The sequence below is a fragment of the Paractinoplanes ovalisporus genome (genome assembly GCF_016834655.1).
Classification (GTDB): domain Bacteria; phylum Actinomycetota; class Actinomycetes; order Mycobacteriales; family Micromonosporaceae; genus Actinoplanes; species Actinoplanes ovalisporus.
Genome location: NZ_JAENHP010000042.1, coordinates 1 through 19,264, shown reverse-complemented (window position 1 = coordinate 19,264; position 19,264 = coordinate 1). Strand labels below are relative to the sequence as shown.

Below are 19,264 nucleotides of genomic sequence, written 5' to 3'. Positions count from 1 at the left end.
GAGAGGAGCCGAACCCTCATGCCGACCGACAACGACCTGTTACGCACCATCAAGGAGCCGGGCGACCTGCGAGCGCTGACCGCCGGGCAGCTCGAGACGCTGGCCCGGCAGATCCGGGCGACGCTGGTGGAGAGCGTTGCCCGTACGGGCGGCCACCTCGGCCCCAACCTCGGGGTGGTGGAGCTGACCATCGCCCTGCACCGGGTGTTCGAGTCGCCGCGGGACCGGATCGTCTGGGACACCGGGCACCAGTGCTACGTGCACAAGATGCTCACCGGCCGGGTCGACGAGTTCGACCGGCTGCGGCAGGCCGGTGGCCTGTCCGGGTACCCGTCCCGGAGCGAGTCCGTCCACGACCTGGTGGAGAACTCCCACGCGTCGACCGCGCTCTCCTACGCCGACGGCCTGGCCAAGGCGGCTCAGCTGACCGGTGACACCGACCGGGCGGTGGTCGCGGTGGTCGGGGACGGCGCGCTCACCGGCGGCATGTGCTGGGAGGCGCTGAACAACATCGCCGGAGCCAGGGACCGGCCCGTCGTCATCGTGGTGAACGACAACGGCCGCTCGTACGCCCCGACCGTCGGCGGGCTGGCCGACCAGCTCACCACGCTGCGCACCTCGCGCCGCTACGAGCGCCTGCTCGAGTGGGGCAAGGACCAGGTGCGTCCGGTTGTCGGGGAACCGGTGTTCGGGGCCCTGCACGCCGCCAAGCGCGGTCTCAAGGACATGCTCGTGCCGCAGAACATGTTCGACGGCCTGGGCCTGAAGTATCTCGGCCCGGTGGACGGTCACGACGTGGCCGCCATGGAGAAGGCGTTCGAGCGGGCCCGCCATCTGGGCGGCCCGGTCGTGGTGCACTGCATCACCACCAAGGGCTCGGGGTACGTGCCGGCGGAGAGCCACGTCGCGGACCGGTTCCACGCGGTCGGCGTGATCGATCCGGACACCGGGGCGGCGATCGGCGCCCCGGCCGCCCGGTCCTGGACCGATGTGTTCGGCGACTCGCTGGTCACGGCCGGGGAGAGCCGGCCGGACCTGGTGGCGCTCACCGCGGCGATGCTCGAACCGACCGGACTGGGCCGGTTCTCCCGCGCCTTCCCCGAGCGTACGTTCGACGTCGGCATCGCCGAGCAGCACGCCGTCACGTCGGCCGCCGGGCTCGCCATGGGTGGCCTGCACCCGGTTGTGGCCCTCTACGCCACCTTCCTCAACCGGGCCTTCGACCAGGCCCTGATGGACGTGGCCCTGCACCGGCTGCCGGTGACGTTCGTGCTGGACCGGGCCGGGATCACCGGGGACGACGGGGCGAGCCACAACGGCATGTGGGACCTGTCGCTGCTGCAACTGGTTCCCGGGCTGCGGATCGCCGTGCCCCGCGACGGCAGACGACTCGGCGAGCTGTTCGGCGAGGCCGTGGCCTGTGACGACGGACCGACCGCGGTCCGCTTCCCCAAGGGGCCGGTCCCGCCCGACCTGCCGGCCGTCGAGACCGTCGCCGACCTCGACGTCCTGTACCGCGACGGCCCGGAGGACGTTCTTGTGGTGGGTCTGGGCCCGATGGCCCGGACCTGCCTCGACCTCGCGTCGCTGCTGGCCGCCGGGGGTGTCGGCAGCACCGTGGTCGACCCGCGCTGGATCAAGCCGGTCAGCCCGGCGCTGGCTCCGCTCGCGGCCCGCCACCGGCTCGTGGTCACCGTCGAGGACAACGGTGTGACCGGCGGCGCCGGCTCGGCGATCTCGCGGGCGCTGCGGACCGCGGGTGTCGACACCCCGCTGCGTGACTTCGGCATCCCCCAGCAGTTCCTCGACCACGGCAAGCGCGCCGATCTCCTGCGGGCGGCCGGACTGACCTCCGGAGACATCGCCGCCCGGGTCGTCGAGACCCTGAGCGGCTTCCCGATGACGCAGCCGGCCTGACCCCTCCGACCGACAAGGACTCCGCCATGCTCGTACCGCTGAACGTGCCCGGGATGCCACCCCGGCCCGTCGCCACCCGCCGGACCACCCGGCAGATCATGGTCGGCAACGTGCCGGTGGGAGGTGACGCGCCGGTCTCGGTCCAGTCGATGACCACGACGCTCACCTCCGACGTCAACGCGACCCTCCAGCAGATCGCCCAGCTGACCACGGCCGGCTGCCAGATCGTCCGGGTCGCGGTGCCGACGCAGGACGACGCCGACGCGCTCAAGGAGATCGCCCGCAAGTCCAGCATCCCGGTCATCGCCGACATCCACTTCCAGCCCAAGTACGTCTTCGCCGCGATCGACGCCGGATGCGCCGCGGTCCGGGTCAACCCCGGCAACATCAAACAGTTCGACGACAAGGTCAAGGAGATCGCCCGCGCCGCCACCGACGCCGGGATCCCGATCCGGATCGGGGTCAACGCCGGCTCGCTCGACAAGCGGCTGCTGACCAAGTACGGCAAGGCCACCCCGGAGGCGCTGGTCGAGTCGGCGCTGTGGGAGTGCTCGCTGTTCGAGGAGCACGGGTACCGCGACATCAAGATCTCGGTGAAGCACAGCGACCCGGTGGTCATGGTCAACGCCTACCGGTTGTTGTCCCAGCAGTGCGACTATCCGCTGCACCTCGGGGTGACCGAGGCGGGCCCGGCGTTCCAGGGCACCATCAAGTCGGCGGTAGCCTTCGGCGCCCTGCTCAGCGAGGGCATCGGCGACACGATCCGGGTGTCGCTGTCCACCCCGCCGGTGGAGGAGGTCAAGGTCGGCCTGCAGATCCTGGAGTCGCTCAACCTCAAGAAGCGCGGCCTGGAGATCGTCTCCTGTCCCGGCTGCGGTCGCGCCCAGGTCGACGTCTGGAAGCTCGCCGACGAGGTGACGGCCGGCCTCGACGGCCTGGACGCGCCGCTGCGGGTGGCGGTGATGGGTTGCGTGGTGAACGGTCCCGGCGAGGCCCGCGAGGCCGACCTGGGGGTGGCGTCCGGCAACGGCAAGGGCCAGATCTTCATCAAGGGGGTGCCGGTGCGTACGGTGCCCGAGTCCCGGATCGTCGAGACGCTGATCGAGGAGGCGCTGAAGCTGGTCGAGGCGATGCCGGAGGAGGAACGCGAGAGCCGGGCCGGGTCGCCGACCGTGGTCGTGTCGTGATCGGACCCTAGCGCCTGGCCCACCGGAGCTGGAGGTGCTCGCGGAGGCGTGGCCGGTGCACCTCGCCGGCCTCGTCGCGGGGGATGGCCCCCACCAGCTCCAGCCGGGCCGGCAGGTGCGCCCGCGCCACGCCCCGGGCCAGCAGGAACTCGCGGAGATCGGTCAGGGCGGGCGGGGCCCCGGCCGGCACCACCACCGCGCAGGTGAGTTCGCCGTGCTCCCGGTCGGGGCACGCGGCCAGGGCGGCCTCGGCGACCCGCGGGTGCCCGAGCAGAGCGTCCTCGACCTCGGCGACCGGTACGAGGAACAGCCCACCCACCTCCCCGCCCGGCGGCGCCGGCTCGCCGCGGCGCGGTTGCCAGACGTCCCGCAGCATCACCGTCCCGCCCCGGAGCAGAGGGCCGATCACGGTGTGCAGCAACGACGGGAGCAGGGCGACCGGCACCGCCGAGGGTGCGACATCGTGCGGCCCCGGCGGCCCGGCTGCGGCTGCGGCTGCGGCTCCGGCTCCGGCTCCGGCTCCGGCTCCGGCTCCGGCTCCGGCTCCGGCTCCGGCCCGCAACGAGCGGGAGGTGTGCCGGGTCATGGTGTGGGTGTCGTCGAGGCCGACGGCGTTGACGATCAGGCAGACCCGGGCGGGCAGGTCCGGCGGCACCCGCAGCCAGGCGCCACGGCGGTGCCGCTCGTGCGGGGTCCGCACAAAATGCTCGGTGAAGTCGAGAGCCCCGGTGGCCGCGGCGTCCCCGACGACCACCCGTCGGCGCAGCCAAGGCAGGGTGGTGGCCAGCTCCGCCAGCACCTCCGCCCGTGGCACGCCGTCCCAGAAGTCCGGTACGACACACACGCGCGCCCGCGTGGCCTCCAGAACAACCCGCAGATCCCGCGCGCCGTAGCCGGGCAGGACCGGCACCGCCTCCGCACCGATCCGCAGGCACGCGAAGAACAGCGCGGGACTTTCCCACCCGTTCGGCAGCGCGAACGCGACCGGATCGCCGGGGCCGACACCCAGGGCGGCCAGGGCGTGGGCGAACCGCTCGACATAGGTGGCGAGTTGCGCGTACGAGACGCGGACCGGTGGCGTACCCGGGCGGCGGTCCGCCCGCTCGGCCACGATCGCGATCCGGTCCGGGTGGGCGGCGCTGACGCGGTAGAGGTCGTGCACCAGGCTCCGGTCCGTCACTGTCTCCTGCCGACCGCCCAGGCCACCTGCACCCGGGACGTGCAGCCGAGCTTGCGCATCACCTGCCGCAGGTGGTTCACCACGGTCCACTCCGCGATGGACAGCTGTTCGGCGATCTGGCGGTTGGTCAGCCCCTCGGCGACGTTCAGGGCGACCTGCAACTGGCGTGGCGTCAGGGATTCCGCCTCCGGGCGCTCGCGGACCCGGCTCGGCTCCGCGACGGCGAGCGCCTCGGCGACCGTCGTCGCGGGTTGCGCTCGCACGCCGTCGGCCCAGACCCCGGGGAAGACCGCCGGCCCGAGACGGCGCCGAAGTGTGGCCACGGCCGTGTCGAAGCGGTCCGGCAGCACCCGCGGCCGGTGCATGCCGGCCCGGCGGCACATCGTGTCGGCCGCGGCGAGAAGGCGGGCCGCCCGCTGCGACTGACCGGCGTCGTCCAGGGTCAGCAGGGCGAAGGCGGCCAGCGCACCGGGCAGTTCGGTGCGGTCGTCGATCGAGTCGAGCAACCGCAGGCTCTCGCGGACCGCCGCGTATGCGGCCGGCCGGTCACCGGTCAGCGTCGCCAGCCGAGCTCCGAGCAGGAGCGTCTGCGCCAGGCCGCGGATCTCGCCCTGCTGCCGGTAGATGCCGATCGCGCGCTGCAGCAGGGGTCCGGCCTCGGCGAACGCGCCGGCGTCGAGGGACGCCTCGGCCAGCCCGGCCGCGGCCTCGGCCGATCCGGTGGTGTCGCCCAGCCATTCGAGGGTCGAGCGGGCCGCGGCGAGCAGCGACTGGCCGGTCTCGCGGTCGCCGGAGTGGATCAGCGCCCGGCCCAGCCGCGCCGAGGCCCGGGCGCCGTGCTGGGCGTCGCGCAGATGCCGGTAGATGGCCACCGCGCGCCGGTGCCGGTGGACGGCGCCGTCCGGATCGCCGGCGGCCGAGGAGAGGAATCCCGCTCCGGTGCACAGCCGGGCCCGCAGGTGCAGCGCCCGTTCGCTGTCGTCGCCGGCCAGCGCGGCCGCCGTACGGTCGAAGAGCTCGAGCCCGGCCCGCAGCTCACCCCGGATCAGCCACGGCCGCCGGCAGGCCACCAGCAGGGCCGCCTGGGCCTCGAGGTCTCCCGTGGACCGGAAATGGGCGAGCGCGGTCAGGATGTTGTCGTGCTCGAGCCCCGCGACCCGCAGCCACCGCTGCTGCTCGGTCCCGGTGAACCGGCCCTCGATCGTCCGCATCAGCTCGCCGAAGTGACGGGCGTGGCTCTCCCCCGCTTCCCCGGCCACCCCGTCCTGTTCCAGGACACCGCGGCCCCAGGCCCGGACGATCCGGGGCATCATCAGCCGGCCCTCCGCCCGCGGCGGCTCGGCCAGACGGAGCAGGTTCCGGTCGAGCAGCACCTCGATCGCCTCGGCGGTGCCGGCCGCGGACAACGGTGAGACCTTCTCCGCCGTCGCGAGCGTGGCCCCCTCGAAGATCGAGAGCCGGGCCAGCAGGTACCGCTGGTCCGGGGTGAGCCCGCGGCAGCTCCACTCGGCGACGGCGCTCAGCGAACGCTGCCGCTCCGGCGTCCCGGGCGGGCCGGTCAGGTGACTGTCACCACCCCGCCGCACCCAGGACCGGAGCTCGGCCAACGGGAACAGCCGCAGCCGGGTCGCCGCCAGCTCCAGGGCCAGCGGTACGCCCTCCAGCACGTTGCAGACGTCCACGACGGCGTCCACGTTCTCGGGCGTCAGCGTGAAGCCGGGGTCCACCTCGTGGGCCCGCCGGGTGAACAGCAGCACCGCCGGGTTGTCCTGGACGTCGGCGACCTCCGGACCGACGAGCGGCCCCGGCGGCGTCAGCGGGCCGACCGGCACAACCCTCTCGCCGTAGACCCGCAGAGCCTCCTGGCCGGTCGCGAGCACGGTCAGCCCGGCGTCCAGCGCGAGCAGACCGGTGATCAGGGGAGCCAGATCGCGCGTACGGTGCTCGATCCCGTCGAGCCCGAGCAGGCCCCGGCCGTGACCTCCGAGATCGGCCACGGCCTGTTCGACGACGGCCACCGCCGCGCCGGCGGTGCGGCACGCGGCGACGTCGACGACCCGGACGCCCCGGGGGAACTCGCCCGACACCGCCCGGCTCGCCTCGGCCGCCAGCCGGCTCTTGCCGACCCCTCCGGGACCGGTCAGCGAGATCAGGCGGGCCGACGGCGCCAGAAGCCGACCCTCGACGGCCGGCAGCTCCTGCTCGCGTCCGACCAGATCGGGCCCGGCCGGCCAGAGCACGGCCGTCTCCAGGCCCCATGTCCCGGGTGTCGAAATATCGGTCAGCATGACTCCCCTTGCCTTTCTCCCCGACACTTGTCCATCGCATGTCAAGAGGAGAAAGAATTCCTTTTCGGAGGGCACCCAAATGTCGGCCAGGGATCGTCGGTCGTCTTATCGAGATGCCTGATCGGGCGAATCCACCCGCCCTCGAAAACAACACCGGCGTGCCAGACTTGCCAGTGCGACCCGTCTCTGAAAGGCAGAGATCGACGGAATCGGATCAGGCGGTGGTGAAAAACATGCAAATTCTTGATCTGCGTCACCGCCGCGAACCGGCATCGGATACGACATATTTCGCCGGCCGCCGCGAACGCCATCACGCTAGCGCATTCGACGCGCGGCCGGTCCGCCCTGAGGCCTTAGTCACCGGGCGGAAACCACCGCCGCGGAGTGTGTCCGAACCGATCGCCGGCCGGCGGACCGTCAACGACCGGAGCCGTCTCATCATCAGAGCGCTGCAACTCGACCGGGTGCACCGGGGCCCAGAGCAGACCGAGTGTCTCCAGCCGCCGGCACACCACCGACCATATGTGCACCTGTGCCATCCGCGGCCTCCCTCGTTCTCGCCGAACCCCACGACTGCGCACATCGTGTCCGCCCCGGCATGGATGCGGCTTAAGGGATTGCGACCTCGGGTCCACCGACGCGGCACCAACCGGCCCGGCTCCGCCAAGGAGGCCACATGGAGCAACAACTGACGGATGCCGAGCGGATCGCGAGCGCCGCCAGCAGTCACCTGATCCACCGGCCCCGGGCGGCCGGGAACGACCCCCACGATCCCGCCCGGCCCGCAGGTGAACGGTTCGCGCTCGCCGGTCTCATGCCGCACAACCACCCCCTGCTCAGCGACGGGCCGGCCCGGGTCCACGACCCCCAGCTGTTCGTGCAGCTCACCCGGCAGGTGGGGACCTTCATCGGCCGGCGCTGGTTCCGGGTCCCCCGCAACCGTTCCGCCCGGCTCGACCGCCTCGAGTTCACGCTGACGGCACCGGACGCCTGGCGCACCGGTGACGGCCCGGCCACCATGGCGATGGACCTCGACGTGGCGCCGACCGCCACGAGCAACGGCACGGCCGAACACCTCCGCCTGCGGGCCACGATGGAGATCGACGGAGTGGCTTGCGGCACCGGCCTCGCCGGCCTGGCCTTCCTGGGCGCGCCGCCGCATCGGGCGGGTCGCCGGTCACGGGCCGGCACGCACGACTCCGGACGCCGCCCGGGCCGGGCCGCCCCGTCCGCGGTGGGCCGGCACGACCCGCGCAACGTCGTCGTGTCCACGCCGGAGGGCACCGGCGGCACGCTGACCACCGAGCTCGTCGCCGACCCGGGAAACCTGGTGTTCTTCCCGGAGCGAACCGGCCTCGTGCCCGATCTGCTGCTGGTCGAGGCCATCCGCCAGACGTCTCTGCTGACCGCGAACCGGGACTGCGGGTTCCGCGCGCTGCACACCTGGATCACCCGCGCTTCCGTACGCCTGCCCGGGACCGCCCGGCTCGATCTGCCGTCGACGTGCACCGCCCGGGTCGTCCCGGGTGACGACGACCCCGGCCGGGACGCTGTCGTCCGGGTCAGCACGACAATCCACCAGCTCGACGACGTTGTGGCGGAGGCCGAAGTGTCGCTGTCCGCGGTCGTCTGAGGCCGTGCCGAGCGTCGAGCCGGTGGAGGCCGGCCTGAGATACCGGGTGCTGGGGCCGATGGAGGTCGGCGCCGGCGCCGCGGACGCCACACCGCGGGCGGCCAAACTGCGGGTCGCACTGGCGGCGCTGCTGCTGCAGACCAACGCCGTCGTGTCGGTCCAGGCCCTCGCGGACGAGCTGTGGGCGGAACGGCCGCCGCGCACCGCGACGATGACCCTGCAGGTGTACGTGTCCCAGCTGCGCCGGATTCTCGAGGTGATGGACCCGGAGCGGGGGCGCGACCTGCTGGTCACCCGTACGCCCGGCTATCTGCTGCTCGTCGACCCGGACGAGCTGGATCTGGTCGTCTTCGAGCGGCTCCACCGGCGCGGTCTGGATGCGGCCCGCCGGGGCGACGACGCCCTGGCGGCATCTCTGCAGCGCCAGGCACTCCGGCTGTGGCGTGGCCCCCTGCTGTCCGACGTGCCGCACGGCCCGATCCTCGGTGCCACCGCGGTGCGGATGAGCGAGCTGCGCCTGGACGCCCTGGAGCATCGGGTCCGCGCCGACCTGCACCTCGGCCGCCACCACGCGCTGGTCAGCGAACTGCGCGCCCTGACCAGCGAGTATGCCCTGCACGAGGATCTGCACGCCCATCTGATGGTGGCGCTGTACCGCTCCGGCCGCCAGGCCGACGCGCTCCGGGCCTTCGTCGATCTGCGGCGGGCCATGGTCGACGAGCTCGGCATCGAACCGGGCCCGGCCCTGCGCGCCCTGCACCGGCAGGTCCTCGACGGCGACCCGGAACTGCTCGGGCTGCGCGATCGGGCCGTCGTGGCCTCCGTGGACACCCGGCACCGGGCCGACGCCGTCCGCCTGCCACCGGCCGCCGAGTTCATCGGCCGGGACGATGTGGTGAGCGAGGTGGAGGCGGCCCTGGCCGAGATCGCGGCCGGCCGCCCCGGCCCGGCCTGCGTCGGTGTGCACGGCATGCCGGGGGCCGGGAAGTCCGCTCTCGCCCTGCGGATCGCGCACCGGGCCGTCACGGCGTTCCCCGACGGTCGCGTGATCGTCGACATGCGCTCCCCCACCGGCGGCCCGCGCTCACGGTCCGAGGCGTTCGCCGCCTTCCTGCGCGGGACCGGCGTCACCGGCCATCTCCCGACCGACGACGAGGAGCTTGCCTCCGCGGTACGGGGACTGCTCGAGCGCGAACGCATCCTGGTGGTTCTCGACAACGTCACGAGCGAAGGACAGGTGCAGCCGTTCCTGCCCGCCACCCCCGGCAGCGCCGTCGTCGTGACCAGCCGCGCGCCCCTGACCGGTATCGCCGGCCCGGCATCCGTCCGGCTCGGCGTGCTGGAGCCCGGCCCGGCCGCCCGGCTGTTCGCGGCGACCGCGGGCGCCGAAGCCGTGTACGACCGCTCCGACGAGGTCAGCGAGGTCGCCGCGCTGTGCGGGAATCTGCCGATCGCGCTCCTGGCGGCCGGCCGGCGGGTGGCCTCGGAACCCGGTGGCGACCTCACCGCGTACACGGCGATGTTGCGCTCGCCGGAGTCCCGATGGGACCAGCTCCGGATCCACGAGCTCGACGTCCGAGCCGTCCTGCTCTCCGGGTACGCCGCAGCCACGGAACCCGTCCGCCGGGCCTTTCGATGGCTGTCGCAACTGCCGGCCGGAGGCTTCCCGCCGTCGGTGGTCGCGGCGGTGCTCGACATCGACCCGGCGGAGGCGGCCACCGTGGTCCACGGTCTCGTCGACGCTCAGCTGCTGGAGACCCTCGGCACCGGCCGGTCCGCCCGGTTCCGTTACCACGAGCTGTTGTCGGTGCTGGCCCGGGAGCTGCTGAGCACGCAGGACGAACCGGTGGCGGCCCGGACCGCCTTCGACCGTGTCTGGACGGTCTACCTGGACCTCTGTCGGCACGCCGACCACCTGCTGTCCCCCGGCCGTTCCTTCTGGGCCGGGCCGGGGGCCGGGAAGCGGGCCGCGGCGATCGTCGGCGAGGAGCCGCTGGCCTGGTTCGCCGCCGAACGGCAGTCGCTGATCCAGCTGGTGGGTGCCCTGTTCGAGGCGGAGCTGTGGCGGCCGGGGTGGCAGCTCGCCGAGAGTCTGGGAAGCTATCTCGAGGCGGTCGCCGCCTGGGGTGACTGGGAGGCGACGCAGCAGCTCGCCATGGATGCCGCGGCCCGGCTCGGCGACCCGGTCCCGCGAGCGGTGAGCCTGGCCTCGCTCGGGGATCTCGCCTGGCAGCGCCGCCGTTACCCCGAGGCCGAGGAGAGCTATCGGCGGGCCGCGGAAATCGCCGAGCAGTCCGGCCTGGCCCAGCCGCTGAGCCGCGCTCTGGTCGGCCTGGCCGATCTGCGTCTCGCCGACGGCGACCACGCCCGGGCGCGGGTGCTCGCGGAGCGCGCGCTCTCGGTGTCGGACACGGCCGGGGACCTGTGGGGCAGTTGCAACGCCCTGCGCTCGCTGGCTTTCGGCCTCCTCGGCGACAACCGCCCCGACGACGCGTTGCGCGCCATGATGGAGTGCGCGGTCCTCGCCGGCCGGCTGCGGCATCGTCGCTTCGAGGGTTTCGCGCTCGCCGCGGCCCACCGGATCGCCACGCTCGACGGCCGCGCCGGCTCGGAGGCTCTGGAGATCCAGCCCGGGCTCTGGCGCCTCAGCAACTGACCCCGGAGTCGCCGAAGGGGCCCCCGCGACGGCGGGAGCCCCTCCGGGCCTGGTTCAGCCCACGCGTTCGAGACCGGGCTCGACCGCCGTCGCCGTCTCCGGCTCGGTGTCGTGCCGGTGGAACAGCTTGCTGGGCCACCACATCCACCGGCCCACGTCCAGGGTCAGCGCGGTGACCAGCACCGACCGGACGATCAGGGTGTCCAGCAGAACGCCGAACGCCACCGCGAAGCCGAGCTCGGCCGCGAACACCAGCGGCAGCGAGGCCATCGCCGCGAAGGTTCCGGCCAGCACCAGACCGGCGGAGGTGATCACACCTCCGGTGGCCGTCAGGCCGGTCAGCGCGGCCCGGCGGGTGCCGTGCCGCACCGTGTCCTCACGGACCCGGGTGACCAGGAAGATGTTGTAGTCGATGCCCAGGGCGACCAGGAACACGAACGTCAGCAGCGGGAACGAGGACTCGGCGCCGGCGAAGCCGAACACGTGGTTGAACACCAGGCTGCTGACGCCGATCGCCGCACCGAACGACAGGACCACGGTCGCCATCAGCAGCAGCGGCGCGACGATCGCCCGCAGCAGCAGCCCGAGGATCAGAAGCACCACGACCAGGACGATCGGGATGATCACCTTGGAGTCACGGGCGGCCGCCGCCTGCGTGTCGAGCAGGACCGCACTGCTGCCGCCGATCTGCGCGTCCGCGGACGGAATCTTGTGCACCACGTCCCGGGCCTGCTCCACCGTACGCAGGGAGGACTTGCTGGTCGGGTCGTCGGCGAGCTGCGCGACCACCATGGCTTCGTCGCCCTTGACCACCGGCGGCGAGACGTCGACGATGCCGGGCACGTCGGCCAGCGCGGTCCTGACCTGCTCGGCCGCGCCGGCGTGGGCGACGACGTAGATCGGGTCGCCCGAGCCGGACGGGAAGTGGGCGGCCCGCAGCTCCTCGCCGACGGCCATCTGCGGCTTGTTCGTGAACTGGTCGCTGTTCGAGAGTCCGTCGGCCTTGAGACCGAGCGCACCGAGCGCCATGACACCGAGGACAAGGGCCGTGCTGATCCACACGAGCCGGGGGCGGCCGGAGATCCGGTTGCCGATGCGGGTCCAGACGGACACCTTCGCGGCGACGGTCGAGCCGTACGCGGGCTTGACCGGCCAGAAGACCCAGCGGCCGAAGATGACCATCAACGCCGGGAACAGGGTGATCATGGCCAGCAGGCCGACGACGATCCCGATGGCGCTGGCCGGCCCCATGCCCTTGGTCGAGTTGAGACTGGCCAGCATCAGCAGCATCAGGCTGATCGCGACGGTCGCCGCACTGGCGATGATCGCGGGGCCGGAACGGTGCAGGGCCTCGGCCATCGCGTCGTGCCGGTCCTCGTGCCGCAGTAACTCCTCGCGATATCGCGAGGTGAGCAGCAGGGCGTAGTCGGTGGCGGCGCCGAACACCAGCACGGTCAGGATGAAGCTGGTCTGGTTGTTGACGGTGAGCCCGGCGTTCTTGGCCAGCAGGTAGATCACCGCTTCGGCCGCGACCAGGGCGCCGCCGACGGTGATCAGCGGCACCAGCGGCAGGAACGGGCTGCGGTAGGTGAAGAGCAGGATCACGATGACGACCAGCCCGGTGATCATCGTCAGGCTGCCGCCGCTGCTGAACCCCTTGATCGAGTCGGACGCGTAGCCGGCCGCGCCGGTGACGTGGAAACCGAGACCGTCGGCGTCGGCCGTCCCGATGTCGGTCATGGAGTCGACGACCTTGCCGAGACCGTCCCAGCCCGACTTGTCCTTGAACACCTGGACCACGGTCTGGATGGCCTTGCCGTCCTGCGACATCACCGGGCCCTGCGGTTCACCCACCACATTGGTGATGCCCTTGAAGGCCTGGGCGTCGGCCTTGGCCTTGTCCATGTCGGCCGGTGTGACGCCCTCGGGCCGGTCGTAGATCACGATCGCGGGCAGGGTGTCCCCGGTCTGGAAGGCCGCCGCCCGGTCGACCACCTCGGTCGACTCCGAACTGCTGGGCAGCCAGGCCGAGTTGTCGTTCTGCTGGACATCGCTGAGTTTGCCGGCGAGAGCACCGGCCGGGATGAGCACTACCAGCCAGACGGCGACAACTATCCACTTCGCCACCCGGCCGCTGGGCAAGGACGCCAGTCTTCGAAACATGCGCTTTCCTTCGTGCTCGGGTCCGGCGAGGACGGGGGACGGTACGTCGCGTAGGGGTTCAGCGTTGCGACGAGCCCGCCGCGGCGTTCGTGACAGAGGGACCGGGTGGTGTGAGCTGGATCTCAAACCGTCTGCGGGACCGCGATCCGGGCGCGGGCGTGCCCGAAGGCGAGCAGCACCGGCGCGTCGGTCAGGACCGGCAGGTGGTAGGGGAACGGCCGGGGACCGACCATGTCGGGCGGGCCACTGAACCCGCCGTCCGGGTTCTGGCGAGCCAGCAACCAGGACAGAGCCCGCCCGACCGGCCGCGGGTCGGAGCCGTAGCAGAGGGCGATCAGGCCGTAGGCGGTGCTGATGTCGTCGCTGGCGTCGCCCGGCTGCATACCCCAGCCGCCGTCGTCGTTCTGGGTCTCGCCGACCGTCCGTTCGATCCGGGCGGCCAGGGTCGCGGCGCGCCGGTCGTCCGGTTCCGCGGAGCAGGCGGCGAGCCGTGCCCGGAACAGGGTGTGCAGCCGGCTGCGGCTCCAGCCCGGCTCGAAGCCCCCGTCGGACTGCTGACTGTCGGCGAGGAACCCCAGGGCACGACGCCGCGCGGCCGCGGTAGCGGGTACGGCGGCCAGCGCCCCGACGGCCGCCGCGGTCATGCACGGTTCGGAGGCGGCACCGGTGACGTACGTGGGAAAGCCTCCGTCCTCGCCCTGGACGGCCAGCAGGGCGCGCACCCCGTCCCGCACGGTGCCGCCGAACCCGGCCGGATCGGTGGCCTGGAGAAACTCCAGCACGCAGGCGGTGCTGTCGACGTCGTTGAGCGCCACCGCGGGCGCGATCGACCAGCCGCCGGTGAGTTCCGCGCCCAGCGACAGGGAGCGCAGCCGAGCACCGCCGCGGTGGGCGGCGAGCATCCGGCCCATCGCGCCCAACACGCCCGGCTCGGCCCCGGCGGCGGCCATGCCCAGCCCGGCTGTGGCCGTGCACCAGTTCTGCATCTCGGCGATGAACGGGAAGCCGCCGTCGTCGCGCTGGTGCCGCAGCAGCACCTGCAGGCCGTCGCGGACCCTCGCCTCGTGCCCGGCCACACCGGCGATCCCGTGCAGGGTGAGCAGGTGCATCAGCACGTAGCTCTCCCACACCGACGTGGCCGGATCGGTGGCCAGCAAGGTGTCCAACGCGTCGGCGGTGGACACGTCCCCGGCACCGGTGGCGGCGGCCAGGATCAGGGTCACGGCGGCCTGCTGCACCACGGACCAGGAGTGGGCCGGCCCGGCCGGGGCGTCTCCCCCGGCGGCGGCGACGTCGGCCGGCACCGGGCAGCCGAGCACCGACAGCACCGCGGACACCATCCGGCGGCGGCGTACGGAAATGAACCCGGGCACCGCACCCAGGACACCCTCGGTCAGGTGGGCGACCAGCGCGGCGTCCTCGTCGCCGGCCCGGCCCGAGGCATGCCGGACGGCCAGCGTGGCGAGGACCCGGTCCAGCTTGTCGGGTGCGTCCCGGTGGGCCTCGAGATAGACCACGACGCGGTCCCGGGCCGGCGAGGTCAGGCCGGTCCGGGTCATCAGGGCCAGCGCGAGAGCCGATTCCAGCACGCGGCTCCGGCAGCGGTCGTCGATGGCCCCGTCCGGCCCGACCCGGTCGCCGAGGCGCGCGAGCAGCCGGGACGTGGCGGCGTGGACGTGTCGCGGGTCGAGCTCGGCGGGACATGCGATCGGCGCGGAACGGATCACTGCCGGGACTCTCATACCTTGCTCCTGTCTGCAGAAGCCGGGGGCCGGTGATCACTCACCGGCCCCCGGGGTCCCGCCGTGCGTGGGTCAGCGCACGCTCTGCGCGAAACGGAACACGTTGTACGGGTCGTACTTGCTCTTGATCCGGGCCAGCCGCGGATAGTTCTCGCCGTAGTACGAGCGCTTCCAGTCCGGCAGGCGCGGGTCGATGAAGTTCTGGTACGTCTCGCCGTTCGAGTACGGGTCGACCGCCGCGAAGCCACCGTCGACGAACTGCAGCGCCGCGGCTTTGACGTCCTCGGTCACCGGGTTGGCGTTGGAGGTGAGGAAGCTGGCCGAGTAGTCGGTGTCCCGGTGCACGTACGCGGTGGCCGTCCGCGACACCGTGTTGGCCTTGCCACCGAGAGCGGAGATCTGCAGCTGCCGGCTCTGCCCGGCGATCCGCGCCGTGCCCTCGACCACCGACAGCGCCCGCGACCATCCGTCGCGCGGCATCACCTCGTCGAACAACCGGCCGCGCCAGGCTCCGTACTCCGGCCGTGGGATCTGCCCGCCGGGGGACGTGTCACTGCGGTGGCACTGGGTCACCGAGAGGTCGGTGCACCGGTACAGGTTCATCATGATCGGCTGGTACGGCGCGGTGAAGGTCTGGTTGAACGCCGGGGCGTGACCGACCAGCGAGATGAGCCGTTGCACCTCGGCGGCGTACGCGGGACCGGTGTCGACCGAGCCCAGGGTGATGCCCACGGTCGGGATGTTGCTGGGCCCGGCGTCCACCAGCGTCACGTTGGCGCCGCCCCCGATCGACCACGGCGCGTCGACCAGCCAGCGGGTCCAGCCGTCGAGCATGTCCAGCGCCTGCTCGTAGGTCCAGACCAGGTTGCTGGCGGTCACCGCGGAGAGCGGGCTCGGGGTGATGTCGTACGAGGTCACGATGCCGAAGTTGCCGCCACCGCCGCCGCGCAGCGCCCAGAACAGATCCGGATGCTGGGTCGCCGAGGCGGTCACGGTCCGGCCGTCGGCCAGCACCACCTGGGCCGAGGTCACCTTGTCCGAGGCCATGCCGATGGTGCGGGTGAACAGGCCCATCCCGCCGCCCTGCAGGAAGCCGCCGGCGGCCACGGTCGGGCAGTAGCCGCCGGAGATGCCGAGCCCGGCCGGGGCCAGGGTGGCCATGATGTCGATGAGCTGCGCGCCGGGCCCCAGCCGCACCGTGGTGTGGTCGGGGGCGAGCACGACGGAGTTGAGCCCGGACAGGTCGATGACCAGACCCGGCGTCGTGGAGTAGCCGCCCGCGCTGTGCCCGCCGCTGCGGGCGGCGACCGGGATGCCCTGGTCCTGGGCGAATCGCAGGCACAGGGAGACGTCGGCGGGCGAGGCGCAGTAGGCGATCGCCCGCGGGCTGGTGACGTCGTGCTGGACCTGGTAGAGCTGCTTGGCCGTCTGGTAGTCCGGGGAGCCCGGCAGCACCAGCCGGCCCTGCAGGCGGTCCCGCAGCCGGTTCCACCGGTTCCGGGCCTGGCTCCCGGCGCTCGCGGCACCCGGGAGCGCGATCGTGGCCAGGGTGGCCCCGCCGCCGCCGATCAGGAGTGACCTTCGAGTAATCACGTACTGCCTCTTTCGTCTTTCGTCTTGTCGCGAGGTTGTCCGGCGTGCGCCCGGTCAGCGGGACTCGTTGTCCAGCACGAGCGACACGGCGTTGCTCAAGGTGCCGGCCGGGTCGTCGCTGCCGCCGCTGCTGCGCCAGGCGACGTGGTTGTCCGGACGGACCAGAACGGCGCCGTCACCGGTGACCTCCCGGACCGCTTCCCAGACGCCGTCGACGTCGGCGTAGTCCGCGCCCGGCCCGATCCGGACCGCCGCGATCGGCACCGACAGCTTCTCGCTCACGTGCGTGGCCGCCTCGGCCCACGACGCTCCGTCCGGGCCGGCGATCAGCACGAAGCCACCGCCGGAGCCGGCCAGGTCGGTGGTGGACAGCCGCTCGCCGTCACGCTCGATCCACGCGTGCGGAAGCCGGTGCCCGGGGCGGGTCGTCGGCCGGTAGACGTCGCCCAGGGGGGCCCGGGCCGGCGGGCGGCTGCCGTCCGGGACGACGGCCCCCGTCTCGTACGCGAAACCGATCTCGACGTCGTGGGCCTGGCACTCGGCCCGGTGGGTGGCGAAGATCTCGGCGGCCCGGGCCCGCTGGGCCGCACCGGCCGGCGACGGGGCGAAGTAGCCGAAGAACATCTGGGTCCGCCGCTGCGGCGGGACGTGCGCGCCGAGACCGACGGCGGCGTCGATCACGACCTGGTGGTGGGACGCCGCGGACATGGCCCAGCCGAGATTGAACTGGCCGACCGGGCGCCGCTCCGCCTCATAGGTGTCGAGCAGACTGTCGGGCGCCTTGCCCTCGAGCACGGCGGCCAGTTTCCAGGCCAGGTTGTGCGCGTCCTGCACACCGGAGTTCAGGCCCAGCCCGACCGCGGGCGGCTGGCGGTGCGCGGCGTCACCGGCGAGCAGCACCCGCCCGTAGCGGTAGTGCTCGGCCAGTACCGCCTCGACGGTCCAGGACGTCACGGCGAGCAGGCTCAGTTCCAGCTCGGGCAACCCCAGGACCTCACGGACCCGGGCGATCACGGCCTGCTCGTCGTCGCGGTCCACACCGGCCAGGGAGATGTGCATCCCCCACTCCTCGGAGTGCCGGCCCCAGGTCGGTCCCATCTCGATGAGCGCGCTGGAGTGGTCGGCCCGGTACGGGTTGAGGTACCAGGTGATGATCGACCCGTCGGTCCAGTGCTCGGACAGGTCGGCGGCGAAGTAGACCGTGGTCGCGTCGAACAGGGCGGGCAGGCCCTGCATCTCCACGCCGACGGACGCGCCGACCGTCTGGCCGCCGTCCGCCGCGACGAGGTACTTGGCCGTGACCGTGGTGAGCTCGCCGGTCTCGATGTTGCGGATCTCGGCCACGACGTTGTCGCCGGTGTCGGTGAGCGAGGTCAGCTCGTGCCCGAACAGGACACCTCCGGGATTACGTTCCTCGGCGTGCCGGCGCAGGATCGGCTCCAGCCGCACCTGGGGCAGCTTGACCGGCATGACCGGCGCGGCCGCCGCGTACGTCTCGTGCAGCGCGCCGCCGCCGAAACCGTCCATCTCGTAGATCACCTTGGCGTCCAGCGGCTGCCGGCCGGTCAGCGTGGTCTTCCAGCGCACCTTGCCGAACTTCTCCGGCGGCGCGGCCGGACCGGACACGTCGGTCAGCAGCCCGTGCTGGCGGAAGACCTCCATCGTGCGCTGGTTCAGGTAGTGCGCCTTCGGCAGGTTCGACGTGTCGGCGCGCTTCTCCACCAGCAGGTGGCCGACCTGGTGGTCGGAGAGCAGCACCGAGGCGGACAGGCCGGTGCCGCCACCGCCCACGATCAGAACCGGAACTTCGAGTGCCCCCATGGTTGTCCTTCCTTTGTCAGACGCGGAGTGGGAACGGGCGGGTCAGACCGGGTCGGCGAGAGCCCCGTCGGAGAGCTGCATGATGTCGGCGACCTCGGCCTGCCAGCGGTAATAGGACTGGAGCTTGTAGTACTCACCGTCCGGCTGGGAGGCGACGGCGTATACGAATCTCGTATTCGATTCGGAGGCCCGTACGTGGTCGACGAAGAGCCGGACCCGCGGGTCGAGCGGCACGGGAAGCTCGGTCGGATCCGCGGTCGCCACGGCGAGACAGATGCGTTCGACCTTCGGCGAATCCCAGTTCAGGGTCACGTAGATGCCGAACGCCTGACGACCCAGGGCGAGCATCTGCGGGCTCGGCTCGGCCTGGCCGGTCTCGGCCAGCATCGAGCGGACCACCTGCGGCGAGAACCCGCCGGCCGGTGGCTCACCGAAGTAGATGTTCACGGTCCGCTTGCGGTAGTCGACGCCGAGCAGGCCGACCGTGTCGCCCAGGCCGTGCCGGGCGAAGAAGTCGAGGTTCCCGCCGAGGCTGGCCGGCATCGACGCGAGACCGGCGAGTCCGGACACCGACTGGAGGTCACCGCGCGGCAGCACCAGCCAGACCTTCTTGAAACCGCCGACGATGCCGAAGTCGATGCCGTAACTGTCCACCGGGCAGTGCTCGCGGACGTCCGGGAGCAGACCGGTGATCGGATGAGCGGTCGGTGCCAGCAGTCCGTTCGCCACGGCGAGCTGGTAGGGGTCGGCGTCGAGCGGGACGGTGAACCGGCAGTCGAAATCGCCGGAGCCGTCGCGGCCGGTCGCCACCCGGAACGCGATCACGGCGTGCGCCAGGGCGTCGCCGTAGATGGTCAGGATCGGCATGACCCGGTCGCGGCGGCACGGCACCCCCAGCACCGCCGCGGACCGTTCGATGACCGCGTAGAGGCTTTCGGCCGTATCCGTGTGTTGGCGCTCCATGCCCGCAACCCTGGGTCATCGCGCTTGGCCCACCCTTGTGCGCGACTTGACGCGGCTTGGCGGGCCCGGGACAGACGCCGAGCCGGCCCCTGGGCGGGGACCGGCTCGGCGCGGGGGGGGG

Annotated in this window: 11 protein-coding genes; 4 read left to right on the top strand and 7 right to left on the bottom strand. The window is 72.5% G+C overall.

Going from position 1 to position 19,264, the window contains the following annotated elements:
- Positions 1-18: 18 nt before the first annotated feature.
- Positions 19-1,917, top strand: coding sequence for a 1-deoxy-D-xylulose-5-phosphate synthase (dxs, locus tag JIG36_RS50470; protein WP_203384096.1), 1,899 nt, complete (start codon positions 19-21; stop codon positions 1,915-1,917).
- A 26-nt stretch (positions 1,918-1,943) separates the two neighbouring features.
- Positions 1,944-3,104, top strand: coding sequence for a flavodoxin-dependent (E)-4-hydroxy-3-methylbut-2-enyl-diphosphate synthase (gene ispG / locus JIG36_RS50465; RefSeq protein WP_203384095.1), 1,161 nt, complete (start codon positions 1,944-1,946; stop codon positions 3,102-3,104).
- Between the two features lie 7 nt (positions 3,105-3,111).
- Here ispG and JIG36_RS50460 read toward each other — a convergent pair whose 3' ends face one another.
- Complete coding sequence (locus tag JIG36_RS50460; RefSeq protein WP_203384094.1) at positions 3,112-4,284, bottom strand: AMP-binding protein; 1,173 nt, start codon at positions 4,282-4,284, stop codon at positions 3,112-3,114.
- The gene (locus JIG36_RS50455) at positions 4,281-6,572 is read right to left on the bottom strand and encodes an ATP-binding protein (RefSeq protein ID WP_203384093.1); all 2,292 of its coding nucleotides are present in this window, start codon (positions 6,570-6,572) and stop codon (positions 4,281-4,283) included. The genes JIG36_RS50460 and JIG36_RS50455 overlap by 4 nt, the downstream gene beginning before the upstream one ends.
- Positions 6,573-7,248: 676 nt before the next feature.
- Here JIG36_RS50455 and JIG36_RS50450 point away from each other — a divergent pair.
- Both JIG36_RS50450 and JIG36_RS50445 read left to right on the top strand, forming a co-directional pair.
- On the top strand, positions 7,249-8,205 hold the full coding sequence (locus JIG36_RS50450) for an AfsA-related hotdog domain-containing protein (RefSeq protein WP_203384092.1): 957 nt from the start codon (positions 7,249-7,251) through the stop codon (positions 8,203-8,205).
- Between the two features lie 4 nt (positions 8,206-8,209).
- Entirely contained in the window at positions 8,210-10,861 is a 2,652-nt protein-coding gene (locus JIG36_RS50445) for an AfsR/SARP family transcriptional regulator (protein WP_203384091.1), read from the top strand.
- 54 nt (positions 10,862-10,915) lie between these two features.
- On the opposite strand, the gene JIG36_RS50440 is transcribed toward JIG36_RS50445, so the two are convergent.
- From JIG36_RS50440 to JIG36_RS50420, 5 genes are all read right to left on the bottom strand, one after another.
- On the bottom strand, positions 10,916-13,024 hold the full coding sequence (locus JIG36_RS50440) for an MMPL family transporter (RefSeq protein ID WP_236050161.1): 2,109 nt from the start codon (positions 13,022-13,024) through the stop codon (positions 10,916-10,918).
- Between the two features lie 122 nt (positions 13,025-13,146).
- A complete protein-coding gene (locus JIG36_RS50435) occupies positions 13,147-14,766 on the bottom strand; it encodes a prenyltransferase/squalene oxidase repeat-containing protein (RefSeq protein ID WP_203384090.1) in 1,620 nt (539 codons plus the stop codon).
- Positions 14,767-14,838: 72 nt separating this feature from the next.
- A complete protein-coding gene (locus JIG36_RS50430) occupies positions 14,839-16,359 on the bottom strand; it encodes an FAD-binding oxidoreductase (RefSeq protein WP_203384089.1) in 1,521 nt (506 codons plus the stop codon).
- Between the two features lie 54 nt (positions 16,360-16,413).
- Positions 16,414-18,180, bottom strand: coding sequence for an FAD-dependent monooxygenase (locus JIG36_RS50425; RefSeq protein WP_203384088.1), 1,767 nt, complete (start codon positions 18,178-18,180; stop codon positions 16,414-16,416).
- Between the two features lie 42 nt (positions 18,181-18,222).
- Positions 18,223-19,143, bottom strand: coding sequence for an aromatic prenyltransferase (locus tag JIG36_RS50420; RefSeq protein ID WP_203384087.1), 921 nt, complete (start codon positions 19,141-19,143; stop codon positions 18,223-18,225).
- Positions 19,144-19,264 lie beyond the last annotated feature (121 nt).